Raw genomic sequence first — 18,793 nt, 5'->3', positions numbered from 1 at the left:
CGTAACGCCAATTAAAATCGACGAAAAAGTGCCTAACGCCTATCAAACGAACCGCGCGCCAGGTCGTATTCGGCCCGCATGCCATCACCCGAACGTACCGCGCTGGATGAAAGGCGCCTGCCTGTACAGCTCGCGCTCGCCCCCGCGTGGATCGTCGGCCTGGCGCGGGGTCCGGTCGAACAGCATCGTCTCGCGGCGATCGAGCGAGTACCTGTCCCACCGTGGCAGTCCCGCATGGTGGGGATCGCCATGCCGCGCGAACGCGATCAACGCCTCGCTCATCAATGCGGCCACCTGCCGGGCGTCATCACCATCGCCCGTGCGCGAACCCGGCCGGTCGGTGGTGTCCAATACCAGCGGGATGTCCAGCGTGTGGAAGGCACCGAACCGCCCCCCGTCCAGTGGTGAGCCCCAATCCAGCTGGTAGGCCCAGGTCGGTGCGCCTTGGCGTGCACGCGCCTCCAGTTCTTCCACCGCACCGCGCCACGAGCGCCCGGCGGTGGTCGCCGCGAAGAACACGTCCGAGGGCGTGTAGTGCGGATACAGGCGCCGGTACTCGGCGATCACGGTCGAAGGCAGCAGGTCGGTGTACTGCTCCTTCTCCAGCTTGGCCGGCAAGGTCTCCCAAGTAAGGGAGAAGTTGGCCGGGTCGTTGCCGAGGAAGGCGCGGGTTTCATCGTGGGTGTTGCCGATCACCATCGGGATGCCGGCCGACTGCGCGGCCGCCTCCGGCCAGAACGGATGTACCGGCAACACTGCGCCATCCAGCACCGGGCCGAAGTACAGGCCCGTGTCTTCCACCCGCGAGGGATCACGGGCCCGCGTGGCTGCCAGCAGTGCCTCGGTGGACAGCGCGCGCAACGCGGCCACGTCGGCCGCACCCACCGCCTGCATCGCAATCCGCGCGCGTTGGCTGGCTGCACGCGGACCAGCGGCGGTCACCTGCTGGCCGCTCATGGTCCACGCGCGCTGGAACAACCCACGCGCGGCGGGCATCGCCATCAGCGTGGCGATCTTCGCACCGCCCCCGGACTGGCCGAACACGGTGATGTTGCCGGCATCGCCGCCGAACTCGTGCGCGTGCTGGCGTACCCACTGCAACGCCTGCACCAGGTCGAGCTGGCCGACGTTGCCCRAGCCGGCCAGGGCCGGGTCGCCGAAGGCGCCCAGGTACAGATAGCCGAACACGTTGAGCCGGTGGTTGACCGTCACCACCACCACATCGCCGCGCCGGCACAACGCGGCGCCGTCGTACAGCGGATCGCTGCCCGAGCCGTTGTTGTAGGCGCCGCCGTGGATGTAGAACAGGATCGGGCGCTTGCCGCCATCGCGCAGCGCCGGCGTCCACACGTTGAGGTACAGGCAGTCTTCGCTACCCGGACCCTCGCTGCTGCCCTGCGGCGCGGCAGGACCGTACGCGCTGGCATCGCGCACGCCGCGCCACGGCAGTTCCTGCAGCGCCGGCAGGAAGCGCCGGGTGCGCGTATCGGCACCGTAGGCAATGCCGCGGAACACGTTTACCTCCTGCTCGATCTGGCCGCGTAGGCGTCCGCTGCGCACCGTCGCCAGCGGCGCGGCATCGCGGCGTGGGCCGGGGGCCGCCGCCGCGGCCGTCGACAGCAGCGGCAGGCTGCCCGCGGCGAGCATCACCGCGTAGCGCGCGCTGTCGCGCAGGAAGCGGCGGCGTTGCAGATCGGCGGGTGAATCGCTCATCGGCGTGCCTCCGCAGCCTGCGTGCCTTGCGCCTGCATCCACTGCAGGGCCAGCGTGGGCCACTGCGCGGTGGTGAGCCCGGGGCGGATGCGCACGCCGAAGCCGTGCCCGCCCTGCGGGAACAGGTGCATCTCGCTGGCGACGCCGGCCCGGGTAAGCGCCTGGTAGTAGACCAGGCTGTTGTGCACCGCCACCACCTTGTCGTCCTGCGCGTGCACCAGGAAGGTCGGCGGCATGTCCGCGCGCACGTGCTCCTGCATCGAGAACTGCGCCACCCGCGCCGCATCGGGATGCTCGCCGAGCAGGCGAACGCGCGAGCCCGTGTGCGCGTGCGCCCCCATGTCGATCACCGGGTACAGCAGCAGCGCCACGTCCGGCCGCGCGCTCTGGCGGTCGATTGCATCGCGCGCCGGGTACACCGGCAGATCGAAGCCGGTGCTCAGCCGCGCCGCGACGTGGCCACCGGCGGAGAACCCGATCACCCCGATGCGGCCCGGATCGAGCTGCCAGCGGTTCGCGCCGTCGCGGATCAGGCGCAGCGCGCGCTGTGCATCGGCCAACGCGGCCTGGCGATCGCTGCGCCCGACTGGCAGCCGGTAGCGCAGCACGAACAGGGTCACCCCGCCGTGCTCGACGAAGGCCGGCACCAGTGCGGTGCCTTCCTTGTCCAGCACGATGCGCTGGTAGCCGCCGCCGGGAATCACCAGCAGGGCGCTGCCGTTGGGCTGCCTGGGACGGTAGGCGACCAGATACGGGGCATCCACATCGTCGATGTAGCGGTCCGGCACTGCCGGGTCGTCGCTGCGCTCGATGACATGCGGGGTGCGCGGCGCGCCGGTTTCGCCCGGCACTTGCCCGGCCGGCCACAGCGCGATGCGGTCCGGACTGCCCGGGGCGGGCTCGCTCGCCGGTACGCTGCGCTCGGCGGCGTGCAGCATCGAAGAGGAGCTGGCCAGCAGCAGCCAGGCCAGCAATGGCAACAGAACAGCGCGGGGCATCGGCAGGTGTCCTTGTGGGCGGATGGAACGGTCATCGTGCCCCAGCCGCAGCCTTCTGACGCGCTGCACATTGCCAATGACACCGGTTTACCATATACAGCTCATCCAGGCGCTGTCGATGGGCAGTGCACCATTCACCGGGAGACCCGCTTGAGCAACGATCACGGCACACACGACCTGCCAGACCAGGGGTTGGGCGAGATCGCCCACGCCTTCGTCGGCGCCCGCCAACAGGGCCGCGCGCTGCCCGAATTCCCCGGTGAGATCCCGCCGGACCTGGTGACCGCCTATCGCGTCCAGGACCAGGCGATCGGACTGTGGGACGACCAGGTGGTCGGGTGGAAGGTCGGTTACATCGCTGCCGAGCGTCGCGACAGCTCCGGTGATGACCGCCTGCTGGGCCCGATTTTCGCCCGCCGGCTCTGGAATGCTACCGGTGGAACAGTGGACATTCCGGTGTTCGTCGGCGGCTTCGGTGCGGTCGAGGCCGAGTTCGTGATCCAGCTGCTGGAAGACGCGCCGGCCGACAAGCTGCACTGGACCGCCGAGGAAGCCGAGGCGCTGCCGGCCAAGCTGTTCTACGGCGTGGAAGTGGCCAGCAGCCCGCTGGCCACCATCAACAAGCTCGGCCCGCGCGTGGTGGTGTCCGATTTCGGCAACAACAACGGTCTGGTGCTCGGCGCGGAAATCCCCGACTGGACCGCCCTGGACGACGCCGACCTGCGGGCGGAAACCCGCATCGAAGGCGAGGTGGTCGGCACCGGCGGCGCCACCCTGCTGCCGGGTGGACTGCGTACCGCCTATGCGTTCGCGCTGGCCCGTTCGGCGCAGCGCGGGCGGCCGCTCAAGGCCGGCGACCTGATCGCCAGCGGCAACGCCACCGGCATCCACGATATCGCCGTAGGCCAACAGGCACTGATCCGTTTCGCCGGCTACGGCGACATTACCTGCAGGGCCATCGCTGCCGGGTAACCGTGCAGCCATGGACAGTCCGCTTGGGAGGGCGCAGATGTTCACTCGCAGAAATTTCCTTGCCACCAGTCTGGGCGCGCTGAGCGTGCCCGTGCTGTCCGGTTGTTCGCGTCCCGGTGGCACCGAGGTCGCCGGCGCACGCCTGCTGACCGCCACCGACGTGCACGTGGCCGACTACCCCACCGTGACCGCGGTGAAGTGGATCGGCCAGCAGCTCGAGCAGAAGACCGGCGGCCGCCTCAAGCTGCGCCAGTACCACTCCGGCCAGCTCGGTCGCGAGTCCGAGGCGATCGACATGGCGCGCTTCGGCGCCATCGACATCACCCGGGTCTATTCCGGCGCGCTCAACAACGCGTTCCCGATGACCCAGGCGCTGTGTCTGCCCTACGTGTTCGAGTCGGTGGCGCACATGCGCCGCGCCCTCGATGGCGGCATCGCCGATGCGGTGCTGCGCGGTTTTGAAACCCGCGACCTGGTCGGCCTGGCCATCTACGATTCCGGCGCGCGCTGCTTCTACAACACCAAGCACCCGATCGTCGAACCCAAGGACCTGCACGGGCTGAAGTTGCGCGTGGCGTCCTCGGACATCTTCATCCAGCTGATCCGCCTGCTCGGTGCCAATCCGACCCCGATGTCGCTGGGCGACACGTTCTCGGGCATGGAGACGCACATGATCGACGGTGCGGAAAACAACATGCGCAGCTTCCACTCCAGCCGTCACTTCGAGGCCGCGCATTACTGGTCGCAGAGCGATCACTCCTATGCACCGGACGTGCTGCTGATGTCGCGCGACAGCTTCGAACAGCTCAGCCCGGCCGACCGCCAGCTGCTGCTGCAGACCGCGCGCGAATCGGTGGACGTGATGCGCCAGCAGTGGGATGCCTCGGAAAACGCCGCGCGCCAGGCCGTGGCCGACGCCGGCATCCAGTTCAACGCGGTCGACATGCCCGCTTTCCGCAAGGCCGCCGATCCGCTGTTGCAGCAGTACCTGCAGCAGCCGGAGATCGCCGCGCTCACCCGTCGCATCCGCGACTTCGCCTGAGGCCCGCCGCGATGTCCGACATGAGTTCAGAAACCACCGCCGTCACCGTCAGCGCGCCGCAACGCGTGCTCAATGCCCTTGCCGACGGCGCGATCCACATTGCCGTCCTGGCCCTGCTCGGGCTGGTGCTGGTGCAGGGCTGGCAGGTGTTTGCCCGCTACGTCATCAACGATTCGCCCAGCTGGACCGAGCCGGTCACGCTGCTGCTGCTGGCCACCGCGATGAGCCTGGGCGCGGCCACCGGCGTGCATACGCGGCGCCACTTCGGCTTCTTCCTGCTGGCCGCGCACATGGGCCCGGGCCTGCGCCGCGCGGTGGATGTGTTCGCTGCGCTGGTGGTGGCCGTGCTCGGCGTGGTCATCGCCTGGTGGGCGGCGGTGCTGCTGCTGGACGGGCTGGACATCAAGGCCGCCGGCGCCAACCTGCCGCAGAGCATCAACTACCTGCCGCTGTGCATCGGCGGCGCATTGATGGCGATCTTCGCGGTGAACCAGATGGTGCAGGCGGTACAGCCGGCCGACGTTGTTGCAGAAGGAGACCGTTGAGTCATGGGTATCACGATCCTGTTCACTGTTTTCGCGGTACTCCTGCTGCTTGGCGTGCCGGTCGCCTTTGCCCTGGCCGCGGCCGCCCTGGCCACGCTGTGGTACCTGGACCTGCCCACGCTGGTGCTGGTGCAGCAGATCTCCGCCGGCACCGGGTCGGCGTCGCTGATCGCCATCCCACTGTTCATCTTCGCCGGCGAAATCATGATGCGCGGCGGTATCTCCGAACGCCTGATCTCGCTGGCGTCCTCGCTGGTGGGACGCATGCGCGGCGGCCTGGGCCAGGTCTCGATCCTGTCCTCGCTGTTCTTCGGCGGCGTGTCCGGTTCGGCCATCGCCGATGTATCGGCGGTGGGCGGCACGATGATTCCGCAGATGGTCAAGCGCGGCTACGACCGTGATTTCGCGGTCAATGTCAGCATCACCGCTGCGCTGGTCGCGCTGCTGGTGCCGCCGTCGCACAACCTGATCCTGTTCTCGGCTGCGGCCGGTGGCGGGTTGTCGATCGCCGATCTGTTCGCTGCCGGTATCGTGCCGGCGCTGTTGATGACGGTGGCGCTGATGGTCACCGGTTACGTGGTCGCGCGCCGTCGCGGCTACGGCGTGGAAGTGTTCCCTGGCTGGCGCGCGGTGCTGTTGCGCATGGTTTCAGCCCTGCCCGGCCTGGGCCTGGTCGCGCTGATCTTCATCGGTATCCGCGCGGGCATTTTCACCGCCGTGGAAAGCGCCGCCATTGCCGTGGTCTACGCACTGCTGGTCACCACCGTGCTGTACCGCCAACTCAACTGGCGCGAGTTCCTGGGCACGGTCACCCATGCCGCACGCAGCACCGGGGTGATCCTGTTCGTGATCGCCACCGCGGCGGTGTTCGGCTGGCTGCTGGCCTACCTGGAGGTGCCCGCAGCGGCGGTGGACTTCCTGCAGTCCTTCGCGCACAGCAAGTTCATGGTGCTGCTGATGATCGTGGTGATGCTGCTGTTGCTGGGCACCTTCATGGACCTGGCGCCGATGATCCTGATCTGCACGCCGATCTTCCTGCCGGTGGCCAAGGCGTACGGCATTGATCCGATCCACTTCGGCCTGGTGCTGGTGCTGACCGGTGGCCTGGGGCTGGTGACCCCGCCGGTGGGCTCGGTGCTGTTCATCGGCACGGCGATCGGCAAGATCAGCGTCGGCGAGAGCATGCGCTCGATCTGGCCGTTCTGGTTCGCCGCGCTGGGCGTGCTGGTGATCGTCACCTTCTTCCCCGAACTGTCGCTGTGGCTGCCGGCGCTGTTGCGCGCCTGAGCCAGGACCTCGCCGGGACGCGGCACGTACGCGCGCGTCCCCACGCTGCAACGCGGAGATGTCAATGCACCTGAGCAAGATCCTGGCCGGCCTCGCCGCCGGCCTGCTGCTGGCCACGACGGCACACGCCGCCCCGCCACCGGCCACGTCGTGGAAGCGCGGCATCGAGAACCAGCGCCAGGCCGATCTCGGCGACGGCACCTTCCTCAACCCGGTGTTCGCCGGCGACCGCCCCGACCCGTCGGTCCTCAAGGATGGCGAGGACTACTACCTCACCCTGTCCTCGTTCGACGCCTACCCGGGGCTGCCGATCTGGCACTCGCGTGACCTGGTCAACTGGCAGCCGCTGGGCCATGCAATCACGAAGAATGTCGGGGCGATCTGGGCGCCGGACATCGTCAAGCACCAGGGCCGCTACTTCATCTACTTCCCCGCGCGCACCGCCGAGGCGCGCAGCAACTTCGTGGTGTGGGCCGACAGCATCCAGGGCCCGTGGAGCGAGCCGATCGACATCGGGCTGGGCGGGTATATCGATCCTGGTCACGCGGTGGGCGAAGACGGCAAGCGCTACCTCTTCCTCAGCGGCGGCGCTTACGTGCAGTTGGCTGATGACGGCCTGAGCGTGGTCGGCACCCCCAAGCATGTCTACGACGGCTGGAAATACCCGCAAAGCTGGGACGTGGAGGCCTATGCGCAGGAAGGGCCGAAGATCAATGTCCGCGATGGCTGGTACTACATGACCACCGCCGTCGGCGGTACCGCCGGTCCGCCGACCGGGCACATGGTGATCACCGCGCGCTCGCGTTCGATCCACGGGCCGTGGCAGAACGCGCCCAACAACCCGATCGTGCGCACGCAGTCGGCGGCCGAACCGTGGTGGTCGCGCGGCCACGCCACGGTCATCGAAGGCACCGACGGGCGCTGGTGGATGATGTACCACGGCTACGAGAACGGGTACTGGACCCTGGGCCGGCAGGCGTTGCTGGAACCGATCGAATGGACCGACGACGGCTGGTTCGTGGCCAGGGGCGGCGATCTGGGCCAACCGCTGCGCAAACCGTCGGGCACCTCGTTGGGCGCGCATGGCATGGCGTTGTCGGATGATTTCAGGGGCCCGGCCCTTGGCGCGCAGTGGTCGTTCTTCAACCCGGCCCAGGACGAGTACCGGCGCCTGGACTTCAGCGGTGACGGCCTGCTGCTGCAGGGCAAGGGCCAGACCCCGCGCGATGCCTCCCCGCTGACCGCGATCGCCGGCGATCCGGCCTACCAGTTCGAGGTCGAGATGGAGATCGCCCCCGGCGCGGTGGGCGGCGCCCTGCTCTTCTACAGCGACCGCCTGTACGCCGGCGTGGGCAGCAACGGCGAGGCCCTCGTCATGCACCGCTACGGTGAGGAGCGCCCCACCCGGCTGGCGCCCAGTGCCAAGGGCGGCAGGCTGTGGCTGCGGGTGACCAACAACCGCCACATCGTCACCCTTCACACCAGCAACGACGGCCAAACCTGGCACAAGTACCCGGTTCAGATGGAAGTCTCCGGCTACCATCACAATGTGGCCGGGAAGTTCCTCGCCCTGAAGCCGGCCCTGTATGCCGCCGGCGACGGCAAGGTGCGGTTCCGCCATTTCCGCTACCGGGCCCTGGATTGAACGGCCCGCTAGAATCCCCTGACTCATCCCCGGTTTGAACGACATGTCATTGCGCAGCAAAACCGATCCGATGCCACCGCACGGATTGACCAAGGGCAAGGCCGCTACGATCAATGACATCGCGCGCCTGTCCGGGGTATCCAAGAAGACCGTCTCGCGCATCATCAACAACTCGCCGCTGGTGCGCAAAGACACCCGCGACAAGGTCGAGGCGCTGATGCGCGAAGTCGGCTATGCGCCCGACCCGCTCGCACGCGGGCTGGCGTTCCGGCGCTCGTTCCTGATCGGCATGGTCTACGACAACCCCACCGCGCAGTACATCGTGGACATGCAGTACGGCGCGCTCGACGCGCTGCGCGGGTCCAGCTTCGAACTGGTGGTGCATCCGTGCGACTCGCGCAGCCCCGGTTACATCGAGGGCGTGCGTCGCTTCGTGCAGCAGCAGAAGCTGCACGGTGTGATCCTGGTGCCGCGTGCGTCCGAAGACCAGGCGCTGGTGGACATGCTCGACGAGATCGGCTGTCGCTTCACCCGCATCGCCTCGCTGCCGCTGGATGACACCTCGCAGATGGTGGTCACCCATGACCGCGACGGCGCCGCCGAAGCGGCCGATTACCTGCTCTCGCTCGGCCACCGCGACATCGCGCTGGTCACCGGCCCGAGCGCGTACCGCTCGGCGCACGAGCGCACCGCTGGCTTCATCGATGCCCTGGCCAAGCGCGGTATCGAACTGCCGCCGGCACGCATCGTCGAAGCCGGTTACACCTTCGAATCGGGCGTGGCCGCTGCTGAAAAACTGCTGCTCGGCAAGCAGCGCCCGACCGCCATCTTCACCGGTAACGATGAAATGGCCGCCGGTATTTACAAGGTCGCGCTGCGCGCGGGCATCAACATCCCGCGCCAGCTGTCGATCATCGGCTACGACGACAGCCCGCTGGCCTCGCGCCTGTGGCCGTCGCTGACCTCGGTCCGTCGCCACACCCGCGACACCGGGCGTACCGCCGCGGCCATGCTGATCCAGCCTGACGGCCAGGCCGCGCTGCAGATCGCCAGCGTGCGCCCGCACCTGATCGTGCGCGATTCCTGCCAGCCGCCCGAGGATTGACCCGCGCCGCGATGGCAACGACGGGCGTTCATGATGAACGCGTCGCCACGCGCCCGTGCAATCGGTTGCCGATCGCACGGCTTTTCTGACATGGACCCCACGCCGGGCCTGCCCTGGCCTATCGTGCGCTGCAAAATGACACCGGTTTACCAACTCGCTACACTTTGACCAAATCGCGCCGGGGCCGACCTGTTGCCCCACCCCTGCTCTGGAGACGCCATGTACTGCAAGACCCACTACGCCACCCATCCCGACGCCATCAAGGGCGCCAGCAATGACGACCTGCGCGAGCTGTACCTGCTCGACGGCCTGTTCAATGCCGATGCGGTGACGCTGAAGTACACCCACTACGAGCGCTTCGTGCTCGGCGGTGCCGCCCCGGTCAATGGCCCGCTATCGCTGCCCAGGCAGACCGAGCCGGCCTCCGCTGCCGGCCACCCGTTCCTGGAGCGTCGCGAGCTGGGCATCATCAACGTCGGCGCCGGCAGCGGCACCGTCACCGTGGATGGCACCGTGTTCACGCTCGGCCCGAAGGACGGCCTGTACGTGGCGATGGGCAGCGTCGAGGTGGTGTTCGCCTCCGATGACGCGGCCACGCCGGCGCAGTTCTACCTGGCCTCGACCCCGGCGCATGCGCGCTTTGAGACCAAGCAGCTGTCGATCAAGGACGCCGTCGCGCTGGATCGCGGCGCGCTGGAAACCAGCAACGAGCGCACCATCTACCAGTACATCGTGCCGGCGACCTGCCAGTCCTCGCAGCTGCTGCTGGGCCTGACCGTGCTCAAGCCGGGCAGCGTCTGGAACACCATGCCGCCGCACCTGCACGACCGCCGCAGCGAGGTCTATTTCTACTTCGACCTCGGCCAGAACGACCGTGTGTACCACTTCATGGGCGAGCCGGACGCGCAGCGCCACATCGTCATCCAGAACAACGAAGCGGTGGTCTCCCCGCCGTGGTCGATCCACATGGGCGCCGGCACCAGCAACTACGCCTTCATCTGGGCGATGGGCGGCGAAAACCTGGATTACACCGACATGCACGTGCTGGACATCTGCCAGCTCAAGTGACCCCGATGCGTCGCCCGCAGCGTGCGGGCGGCGCCTGTGCCGCATTGGAAAAGGACCGCATACGCAATGGCTAATCCGTTCAGTCTGGAAGGCAAGGTCGCCCTGGTCACCGGTGGCAACACCGGCCTGGGGCAGGGCATCGCGGTGGCGCTGGCGCACGCCGGTGCCGACGTCGCCGTGGCGGGCATCCAGCCGCCCACCGAGACCATCGCCGCCATCACCGCGCTGGGCCGCCGCTGCTTGGCGATCGAAGCGAACCTGATCAGCATCGAGCCGGTGGAACGCGTCATCCGCGAAACCATCGAGGGCCTCGGTGGCCTGGATATCCTGGTCAACAACGCCGGCCTGATCCGCCGCGCCGACGCGGTGGATTTCAGCGAGCAGGACTGGGACGACGTCATGAACGTCAACATCAAGTCCGCGTTCTTCATCTCGCAGGCCGCCGGCAGGCACTTCATTGCCCAAGGGCGCGGCAAGATCATCAACATCGCCTCGATGCTGTCCTTCCAGGGCGGCATCCGCGTGCCGTCCTACACTGCCAGCAAGAGCGGTATCGCCGGCGTCACCCGCCTGTTGGCCAACGAGTGGGCCAGCAAGGGCATCAACGTCAACGCGATCGCGCCGGGCTACATGGCCACCGACAACACCGCCGCGCTGCGCGCCGACCAGGACCGCAACAAGTCCATCCTCGACCGCATCCCGGCGGCCCGTTGGGGCACCCCGGAAGACCTCGGCGGTACGGCGGTGTTCCTGGCCTCCAGCGCATCGGATTACGTCAACGGCGCGGTGCTGCCGGTCGACGGCGGCTGGCTGGCGCGGTAAGCGACACCATCGAACGGTGCGCCCACGCGGGCAGACGATGGGCGCCCTTGGGCGCCCATCTGTCATTCGGACATCCCATCTGCCCGGTAGTGCCGGCCGCTGGCCGGCAGCTCTCCACCCAGGAGCATGACCATGTTGCGTTTGCTGCTGTCCCTGTCGCTGTTGATGGCGGCCCCCAGCGCGCTGAGCGCCCCGCACCGCATCTTCATTGCCGGGGATTCCACCGCCGCCGAGTACGGCCCCGAGCGCGCGCCGCAGGCCGGCTGGGGCCAGGCCCTGCAGAGTTACCTCGATCCCGCCGCGTGGGAGGTGCGCAACCACGCCAAGGGCGGGCGCAGCACGCGCAGCTTCATCGAAGAAAAACGCCTGGACGCCATTGCCGGCGAGCTCCAGCGCGGCGACGTGCTGCTGATCCAGTTCGGCCACAACGACGCCAAGGTCGAAGATCCCTCGCGCTACACCGACCCGGCCACGGCCTACCCGCAGTACCTGATGCGCTACGTCCAGCTGGCCCGCGACAAGGGTGCAACGCCGGTGATGATCACCCCCGCGGCCCGGTTGCTGTACGACTTCGGCTCGCTGTTGGACACCCATGCGCTGTACACGCAGTCGATGAAACAGCTGGCCACGCGCGAGCAGGTGGCGCTGATCGATCTCAACGACACCTCCACGCGCTGGATCCGCGCGCTGGGCGAGCAGGGCGCGCGTCCGTACTTCCTGTTCGTCCCGGAACAGAACAAGGCCGATGGCACCCATTTCAGCGTCGCCGGTGCCAATGCGGTGGCCTGCCTGGTGGTGCGCGACTGGGTGGCGCTGCAGCCTGAACTCAAGTCGGCGCTGAAGCGTGATATCGACTGCGAGGTGCGCAGTGCGGGGCAGGGCGGTGATGCCGCCAGCCCCTCGCGTGTCGTGCACGAGCGCGATATCGCCGTGACCCAGCCGGGGCCGCATGGTGGGGCGGGGCCGACCACCGCTTATCCCTTCTTCGCCGAGGATGACCTGCCGTTCGTGCTGCGCAAGCGCGTGCTGCACAAGGGCGCGGGCATCGGCCTGCACCCGCAGCACAAGGACGAGATCTACTACATCGTCAGCGGGCGCGGCAGCTACGTGCTGGATGGCAAGCAGTACGACGTGGTGGCGGGCGATGCGCTGCTGACCCGCACCGGCAGCCTGCACGCGCTGCAGCAGGTGGGCGACGATGACCTGGTGGTGTTGCTGGCCTATCCCCGGTAAGTACCGACCGCTGGTCGGCACCGGGCGTACTCACTGCTGCGGGCCGGCATCCGGCTCCGGCCCGAAATGCAGCACGCCGAGCCTGGCCAGGTCCTCGGGGCGTGCGTAGTACGCCTCTTCAAACTGCTCCAGCGCGTCCTGCTCCGCAGGCGTCATCGCCTCGTACAGATCGCTCAACTCGGTCACCGCCGGATCATCCTCAAAACGATCCAGCAGCCCGCGCATGCCGGCCAGCGCCGCATGGGTCTGGTCCGCACCCATGGCACGCAGCCCCTGCAGGGCCAGTTGGCAGGTGGGGTCGCCCCAGTTGCACAGGAACTGCATGAAGCCGCCGTTGTTGATGTCCGCTTCCATCCGCCACAAGGCCACCAGCAGCTGGTCCTGCGCTGACAGCGCGTCCAGTCTCCAGTCCAGCGCATGCAGCCGCTGCATGGCATGGTCGTAGCGCGCATCCCACAGCAGGTCCAGCACGTAGACCATGCCGGTGGCCGACGCCGGCGACAGCGCCGGCCAGTTCGCGCCGAGGCCGTCGTCGGTCAACACCCACTGCGCACGCTGCTTCGCCGACGCCTTCTCCAGCCGCGGGTTGCGCGTGAGGAACTCAGCCACCTGCGTCCCGTTGGCCAGCTGCAGGTGTACGTGGGTGGCATCGAAGTGGATGGATTGGATGCGGAACGCGGGCAGAGGCATGGCGTTGGACAGCGGCACGGGCAGGGCCAAGACCTTATCAGAGCTCAATCCATCCCCCGGTAGAGCCGACCGTTGGTCGGCTGCTCCACATCCATGCTGCCCGCGGCACTGTCGCGCGAACGGCAGCCGACCAACGGTCGGCTCTACCGATCAGACGTCGCCGCCGGCTTCCCAACCTTCGCCTGTGCCCTTCTGGAACACGCGGTCGCCGTCCTGCACGTCACCGGCCGGCAGGTGGTCCTTGGCTTCCAGCGCCGCATAGATCGGGGTGAAGTCCGGCGCGGTCGCCTGCATCAGCTGCTCGAAGCTATCGATGACGAAGTAGGTCTTCTGGAAGGTGTCGATGCGGTAGCGCGTGCGCATGATCCGCTCCAGGTCGAAGCCGATCCGGTTCGGCGCCGCCGATTCCAGCGAGTACAGCGATTCGCCCTTGGACGAGACGATGCCGGCGCCGTAGATGCGCAGGCCCTCGTCGGTGTTGATCAGGCCGAACTCCACCGTGTACCAGTACAGGCGGGTGAGGTGCTGCAGCGCTTCGGGGCCGATCGCATGCGCCTTGACGCCGCCGCGCCCGTAGGCGGCCATGTAGTCGGCGAACACCGGGTTCATCAGCAACGGCACGTGTCCGAACAGGTCATGGAACATGTCCGGCTCGGCGATGTAATCGATCTGGTCCGGGCGACGGATCCACCAGGTCACCGGGAAGCGACGGTTGGCCAGGTGGTCGAAGAAATCCAGCTCCGGCAGCAGCCCTTCCACCCCGACCAGGGTCCAGCCGGTGGCCGCGCCCAGTACTTCGTTGAGCTGGTCGAAGCGCGGGATCATGTGCGCGCTCATGCCCATCTCGTCCTGGGCGTGCAGGAACTCCTTGCTGGCGCGGCCGTCGAGCAGCGCGCGTTGGCGCTGGTACAGGGTGCTCCAGGTCGCGTGGTCGTCGGCGGTGTAAGTGTCCCAAGGCTGTTCAACCACGGCGGTGGTATAGACCGGCACGTATCCCTTGTCGGTCTGCTGGTGTTCGACACGGCGTGGGGTGGTGGCGGTTTCCATCGTGGTGGTCTCCTGGGACGTCATATGACGATGCTAGGGCAGGGGGCGCGCAAGAGGATTGCAAAGTTGCGCGGATATGCCGGATTGGCGCAATATCATTGCGTCCATCTCATGTTGCGGAGCAGCAATGGCCGGAGATACCCAGTTCGACCGCACGGATCTTCGCCTACTGGCAGAAATCCAGCAGCACGGCCGTGCCACCAACGCCGAGCTGGCCGTCCGGGTGAACCTGTCCCCGTCGGCCTGCCTGCGCCGCGTGCAGCGCCTGGAAAGCGAGGGGGTGATTGCCGGTTACGGTGCGCGGCTGGAGCCACGCCTGATCGGCCTGGGCCTGCAGGCCTTCGTCCGCGTGCAGCTGGAGAAGCACGACCAGCACGCCATCGGCGTGTTCGCCGACAGCGTCGTGGAATGGGATGAAGTGGTGGCCTGCCATGCGCTCACCGGCGACATGGACTACCTGCTGCACATCTACGTGCGCGACCTGGAGCATTTCTCCAGTTTCCTGCTCGACAAGCTACTCAATGCCGCCGGCGTTGCCGACGTCAATTCCAGCTTCGTGCTGCGCACGGTGAAGGACTTCCGCGCGCTGCCGCTGTCGCAGCTGGAGTAATGCGGATCGCAAACGCGATCACGTGGTGTAACCGCCCGGCGGTCGCTTACACGATCATTTCAACCCGGTAGAGCAGACCGTTGGTCGACCGCGCGACCACCCCAACCCGGTAGAGTCGACCGTTGGTCGACTGCGCGACCACCCCAACCCGGTAGAGCCGACCGTTGGTCGGCCGCGCGACCACCCCAACCCGGTAGAGTCGACCGTTGGTCGACTGTGCGACCACCCCAACCCGGTAGAGTCGACCGTTGGTCGACTGCGCGGAAACCAACATCAGGAGCAGCCGACCAACGGTCGGCTCCACCGGCGGCGGGGCGTCAGCCCTCGCACTTCTCCTTGCGCCCCATCAGCCGGCCCACGCGCGAGGGTGCATCACACTTGGGCTTGGGCGGCGGCGGGGCGAGCGCGGCGGCGCGCGCGCGCTGCAACTGCTGCACCTTGGCGCGGATCTGCGGCATCACCGCCATCGCCGCTTTCTCGCCTTCCAGGATCGCGTTGTTGCGCTGGCTGAAATCGGCCGCGCCAATGTCCAGCACCTTGGGCCGGATGATGATGTCCGCGCGCGCCAGTTCCTGCTCGCCCAGGCGCTGGCCCATGATCGAGATCGACTGGTTGACGATGCCGAGCATGCCGGTGGGCGCCTTGCCGCTGGCCTTGCTGGAGATGTCCACGGCGATCACGATGTCCGCGCCGAGCTGGCGCGCGGCATCCACCGGCACCGGGCTGACCACGCCGCCATCGATGTAGTTGCCCTTGCCGATCTTCACCGGCTCGAACACGCCCGGGATGCTGCTGGAGGCGCGCACCGCCTGGCCGGCGTTGCCGCGCACGAAGATCGCCCGGTCGCCGGTTTCCAGCTGGGTGGCCACCGCGGCGAACGGCTTGGCGAACTTCTCGATCGGGCGGTTGCCGACCTGGGTGTTGACGTAGTCCTGCAGCTTCTGGCCCTGCACCAGGCCGCCGGAGAACAGGCGCACATCGCGGATGCTGGTCTCGTCCAGGGCCACTGCCTTGGACTGCATCTGGAACGCGTCCATACCGCTGGCATACAGCGCACCGACCACGCTGCCGGCACTGGTGCCCGACACCACCACCGGCTCGAAGCCATTGGCCTCGAGCATCTTGATCACCCCGATATGCGCAAAACCCTTGGCCGCACCGCCACCCAGTGCGATGCCGATCCTGACCGGCTTGGCCTGCGCCACGGGCGTAGCCACCGGCGGCGGGGTCGGGCGGACCGGATCACCGCCGCAGCCGGCCAGCAGGCCGAGCAGGGCAACGGACAGCGTCAGGCGGGTGCGGCGCAGTGATTTCATCGGGGTGTCTGCAGGTGAATAGGCAACGGAGGGCGCCAGCATACCGAAGCCACGGCGGGCCGGGCGGGACACGGCAGCGCTTATTCAGCGCCGCGCTGGCCCAGGCGGCGGCTTCGTGCATCGGAGGAGGCCTGCCGCGTGTGCGCTTCCGGCAACCATCAGGGAATCTGCGAACCGCGTCCACAACGACATGGCCGAATCCTGCTAATGAATGACCGCAATTTGCGACGCTGTTGTTGTACTGCAACAATTGTCTGGTAGCGCCGGTCCACCACCCCTCCCAACACAGCCTAATCGCCATGTTCCCGAACCGCACTGCCCACGGCCGGTTTCCGTCCGTGCACCCGCTCGTCCTCGCTCTGACCGCCCTGCTGCCATTGACGGCCGCAGCCCAGGAAGCACCCGCCGCCAAGGATCCGGTCGCCCTCGATACCCTGCAGGTGACGGCCCAGCGCCGCGTGGAAAACGCCAAGGACGTGCCGGTGTCGATCTCGGCCATCCAGGGCGAGAAGCTCGATGTGCTCGGTTCGGCCGGCGACGACATCCGCTTCCTGGCCGCGCGCGTGCCCAGCCTGAACATCGAATCGTCCTACGGTCGTGCCTTCCCGCGCTTCTACATCCGCGGCCTGGGCAACACCGATTTCGATCTGAATGCCTCGCAGCCGGTGTCGCTGGTGTATGACGACGTAGTGCAGGAAAGCCCGCTGTTGAAGGGCTTCCCGCTGTTCGACCTGGCCGGCGTGGAAGTGCTGCGCGGCCCGCAGGGCACGCTGTTCGGGCGCAACACGCCGGCCGGCGTGGTCAAGTTCGATTCGGCGCGCCCGTCGCAGGACGCCGACGGTTACATCAAGGTGGCCTACGGCAGCTACAACACCTGGAACACGCAGGGCGCCTTCGGTGGCCCGCTGACCGACCGCTGGTCGGCACGTGTGTCGGCGCTGTACCAGCGCCGCGACGACTGGGTCACCAACACCCGTGCCAACGCACCGGCACAGGGTTTTGAAGGCTACGACGAGGCCGCCGCACGCGTGCAGTTCCTGTACGAAGGCGACGACGTGGAAGCGCTGTTCAACCTGCACAAGCGCAAACTCAACGGCACCGCACGGCTGTTCCGCGCCAACATCATCAAGCCGGGCACCAACCAGCTGGTCGAGAACTTCGACCGCGATGAAGTAGCCACCGATGGCCAGAACTTCTCCGACCTGGAAACCTGGGGCGGCAGCGCGCGCCTGAAGTGGGACCTGGGCCGGGTGACCCTGCACTCGATCACCGGCTATGAGACCGCCGAATCGCTCAACCATGGCGATATCGACGGGGGTTACGGCGCGGCGTTCCTTGGCGCGGGCAACTACGGTCCGGGCTTCATCCCGTTCCCGTCCGAGTCGGCCGATGGCCTGCCGCACCACCGCCAGTGGACCCAGGAATTCCGCGTGGAATCCAACGAATGGGGCCGTCTGGACTGGCAGGCCGGCGTGTTCTACTTCGATGAAGACGTCACCATCGACAGCTTCAACTACGACTCGCTGACCCCGGGCAATCCGCAGACCGGCCACGCAGTGCAGCAGCAGCGCAACAAGGCCTGGGCGGCGTTCGCCTCCGGCGATTTCGACGTGACCGAGCGCTTCAAGCTGCGCGGTGGCGTGCGTTACACGCAGGACAAGAAGGACTTCAGCGCCAGCGTGCTGCAGGCCGTGTCCGGTGGTACGCCGGTGAGCGGCCCGTACATCGCCAAGACCGATGTCGACGATGTCAGCTGGGACCTGAGCGGTGTCTACAAGATCACCGACAACCTCAACGCGTATGCGCGCGTGGCCAAGGGCTTCCGTGCACCGTCGATCCAGGGCCGGTTGGCCTTCGGTGGCGTGTCGCAGGCCGATTCGGAGAAGGTGATTTCGTACGAGGCCGGCATCAAGGCCGACCTGTTCGACCGTCGCGCGCGCCTGGGCTTCAATGTGTTCCGCTACAACGTCGACGGCCAGCAGCTGATCGCGGTGGGCGGCAGCAACAACACCGCCACCCTGCTCAACGCCGACAAGACGTTGGGCCAGGGCGTGGAGCTGGACGTCGAAGCCTACCTGACCGACCACGTCCTGCTCACCTTGGGCAGCAGCTACAACGACACCGAGATCAAGGACCGCGACCTGGCGGTGGCGATCTGCGGCGGCGGCTGCACCATCACCGACCCGACCACGGTCATCGATGGCGGCACCTACGCGCTGGTCAACGGCAACCCGTTGCCGCAGGCGCCGAAGTGGATCCACAACCTGACCCTGCGTGCCGGCTTCCCGCTCAACGATGCCAGCGAGCTGTACGTCTACACCGACTGGGCCTACCGCAGCGAGGTCAACTTCTTCCTGTACGAGTCGCCGGAGTTCCGCGGCCGCTCGTCGCTGGAAGGTGGCCTGCGCCTGGGCTACAACTGGGATTACGGCCAGTACGACGTGGCCGTGTACGGCCGCAACCTGACCGACCAGGTCCGGGTGGTCGGCGCGATCGACTTCAACAACCTCACCGGCTTCCTCAACGAGCCGCGCACGTTCGGCGTGGAGTTCACCGCGAAGTTCTGATGCAACGTCACATGTCGTGAAAAACCAGGAACGGCGCGGAGAGATCCGCGCCGTTCTTCGTTGATGGCCTCCGCCATTTCGCCGCTTCGGTAGCGCCGACCGTTGCTCGGCGCTGCACGCTGTCGATCAGCAG

At 67.5% G+C, this 18,793-nt stretch carries 17 protein-coding genes; 11 read left to right on the top strand and 6 right to left on the bottom strand.

The window, feature by feature from the left end:
- Window positions 1-84: 84 nt before the first annotated feature.
- Together AC1DR7_RS06955 and AC1DR7_RS06950 are read right to left on the bottom strand one after the other, a co-directional pair.
- Window positions 85-1,713 (bottom strand): carboxylesterase/lipase family protein, encoded by a 1,629-nt coding sequence (locus AC1DR7_RS06955; protein WP_478076431.1) that lies wholly within the window; start codon window positions 1,711-1,713, stop codon window positions 85-87.
- On the bottom strand, window positions 1,710-2,711 hold the full coding sequence (locus AC1DR7_RS06950; protein ID WP_457317861.1) for an alpha/beta hydrolase: 1,002 nt from the start codon (window positions 2,709-2,711) through the stop codon (window positions 1,710-1,712). Before AC1DR7_RS06950 ends, AC1DR7_RS06955 begins: the two co-directional genes overlap by 4 nt.
- A gap of 150 nt (window positions 2,712-2,861) precedes the next feature.
- Here AC1DR7_RS06950 and AC1DR7_RS06945 point away from each other — a divergent pair, with 150 nt between their 5' ends.
- The 9 genes from AC1DR7_RS06945 to AC1DR7_RS06905 all read left to right on the top strand — a co-directional run bounded on the left by AC1DR7_RS06945 (window position 2,862) and on the right by AC1DR7_RS06905 (window position 12,430).
- Window positions 2,862-3,683 carry a 2-keto-4-pentenoate hydratase gene (locus tag AC1DR7_RS06945; RefSeq protein WP_457317862.1) on the top strand — a complete coding sequence of 274 codons (822 nt, stop codon included), beginning with the start codon at window positions 2,862-2,864 and terminating at the stop codon, window positions 3,681-3,683.
- A gap of 37 nt (window positions 3,684-3,720) precedes the next feature.
- Window positions 3,721-4,725 carry a TRAP transporter substrate-binding protein gene (locus tag AC1DR7_RS06940; RefSeq protein ID WP_478051042.1) on the top strand — a complete coding sequence of 335 codons (1,005 nt, stop codon included), beginning with the start codon at window positions 3,721-3,723 and terminating at the stop codon, window positions 4,723-4,725.
- Between the two features lie 11 nt (window positions 4,726-4,736).
- Window positions 4,737-5,270, top strand: a complete 534-nt coding sequence (locus tag AC1DR7_RS06935; RefSeq protein WP_457317864.1) for a TRAP transporter small permease — start codon at window positions 4,737-4,739, stop codon at window positions 5,268-5,270.
- A 3-nt stretch (window positions 5,271-5,273) separates the two neighbouring features.
- Window positions 5,274-6,557: a TRAP transporter large permease gene (locus tag AC1DR7_RS06930; protein ID WP_256776624.1), complete on the top strand. Its 1,284-nt coding sequence runs from the start codon at window positions 5,274-5,276 to the stop codon at window positions 6,555-6,557.
- Between the two features lie 64 nt (window positions 6,558-6,621).
- Window positions 6,622-8,202: a family 43 glycosylhydrolase gene (locus tag AC1DR7_RS06925; protein WP_478051047.1), complete on the top strand. Its 1,581-nt coding sequence runs from the start codon at window positions 6,622-6,624 to the stop codon at window positions 8,200-8,202.
- Window positions 8,203-8,245: 43 nt separating this feature from the next.
- Entirely contained in the window at window positions 8,246-9,307 is a 1,062-nt protein-coding gene (locus tag AC1DR7_RS06920) for a LacI family DNA-binding transcriptional regulator (RefSeq protein ID WP_457317867.1), read from the top strand.
- A gap of 219 nt (window positions 9,308-9,526) precedes the next feature.
- The gene (gene kduI, locus AC1DR7_RS06915; RefSeq protein WP_256776626.1) at window positions 9,527-10,375 is read left to right on the top strand and encodes a 5-dehydro-4-deoxy-D-glucuronate isomerase; all 849 of its coding nucleotides are present in this window, start codon (window positions 9,527-9,529) and stop codon (window positions 10,373-10,375) included.
- A gap of 66 nt (window positions 10,376-10,441) precedes the next feature.
- On the top strand, window positions 10,442-11,197 hold the full coding sequence (gene kduD, locus AC1DR7_RS06910; RefSeq protein ID WP_457317868.1) for a 2-dehydro-3-deoxy-D-gluconate 5-dehydrogenase KduD: 756 nt from the start codon (window positions 10,442-10,444) through the stop codon (window positions 11,195-11,197).
- A 132-nt stretch (window positions 11,198-11,329) separates the two neighbouring features.
- Complete coding sequence (locus tag AC1DR7_RS06905; protein ID WP_478051044.1) at window positions 11,330-12,430, top strand: GDSL-type esterase/lipase family protein; 1,101 nt, start codon at window positions 11,330-11,332, stop codon at window positions 12,428-12,430.
- Between the two features lie 30 nt (window positions 12,431-12,460).
- Here AC1DR7_RS06905 and AC1DR7_RS06900 read toward each other — a convergent pair whose 3' ends face one another.
- The gene (locus AC1DR7_RS06900) at window positions 12,461-13,150 is read right to left on the bottom strand and encodes a DMP19 family protein (protein ID WP_457317870.1); all 690 of its coding nucleotides are present in this window, start codon (window positions 13,148-13,150) and stop codon (window positions 12,461-12,463) included.
- 120 nt (window positions 13,151-13,270) lie between these two features.
- Window positions 13,271-14,167 carry a phenylalanine 4-monooxygenase gene (gene phhA / locus AC1DR7_RS06895; RefSeq protein ID WP_478051048.1) on the bottom strand — a complete coding sequence of 299 codons (897 nt, stop codon included), beginning with the start codon at window positions 14,165-14,167 and terminating at the stop codon, window positions 13,271-13,273.
- A 127-nt stretch (window positions 14,168-14,294) separates the two neighbouring features.
- Here phhA and AC1DR7_RS06890 point away from each other — a divergent pair, with 127 nt between their 5' ends.
- On the top strand, window positions 14,295-14,777 hold the full coding sequence (locus AC1DR7_RS06890) for an Lrp/AsnC family transcriptional regulator (RefSeq protein WP_256776630.1): 483 nt from the start codon (window positions 14,295-14,297) through the stop codon (window positions 14,775-14,777).
- A 46-nt stretch (window positions 14,778-14,823) separates the two neighbouring features.
- Here the strand turns inward: AC1DR7_RS06890 and AC1DR7_RS06885 are convergent, their stop codons facing one another.
- Together AC1DR7_RS06885 and AC1DR7_RS06880 are read right to left on the bottom strand one after the other, a co-directional pair.
- Window positions 14,824-15,051 (bottom strand): hypothetical protein, encoded by a 228-nt coding sequence (locus tag AC1DR7_RS06885; protein WP_457317871.1) that lies wholly within the window; start codon window positions 15,049-15,051, stop codon window positions 14,824-14,826.
- 43 nt (window positions 15,052-15,094) lie between these two features.
- A complete protein-coding gene (locus tag AC1DR7_RS06880) occupies window positions 15,095-16,093 on the bottom strand; it encodes a patatin-like phospholipase family protein (RefSeq protein ID WP_457317872.1) in 999 nt (332 codons plus the stop codon).
- 299 nt (window positions 16,094-16,392) lie between these two features.
- Here AC1DR7_RS06880 and AC1DR7_RS06875 point away from each other — a divergent pair, with 299 nt between their 5' ends.
- Window positions 16,393-18,660, top strand: a complete 2,268-nt coding sequence (locus AC1DR7_RS06875) for a TonB-dependent receptor (RefSeq protein ID WP_478051045.1) — start codon at window positions 16,393-16,395, stop codon at window positions 18,658-18,660.
- Window positions 18,661-18,793 lie beyond the last annotated feature (133 nt).

It is taken from the genome of Stenotrophomonas sp. P5_A9, from assembly GCF_056400525.1.
The sequence above is the reverse complement of the archived record's forward strand: the minus strand, read 5'-3'. Positions and strand labels throughout refer to the sequence as shown.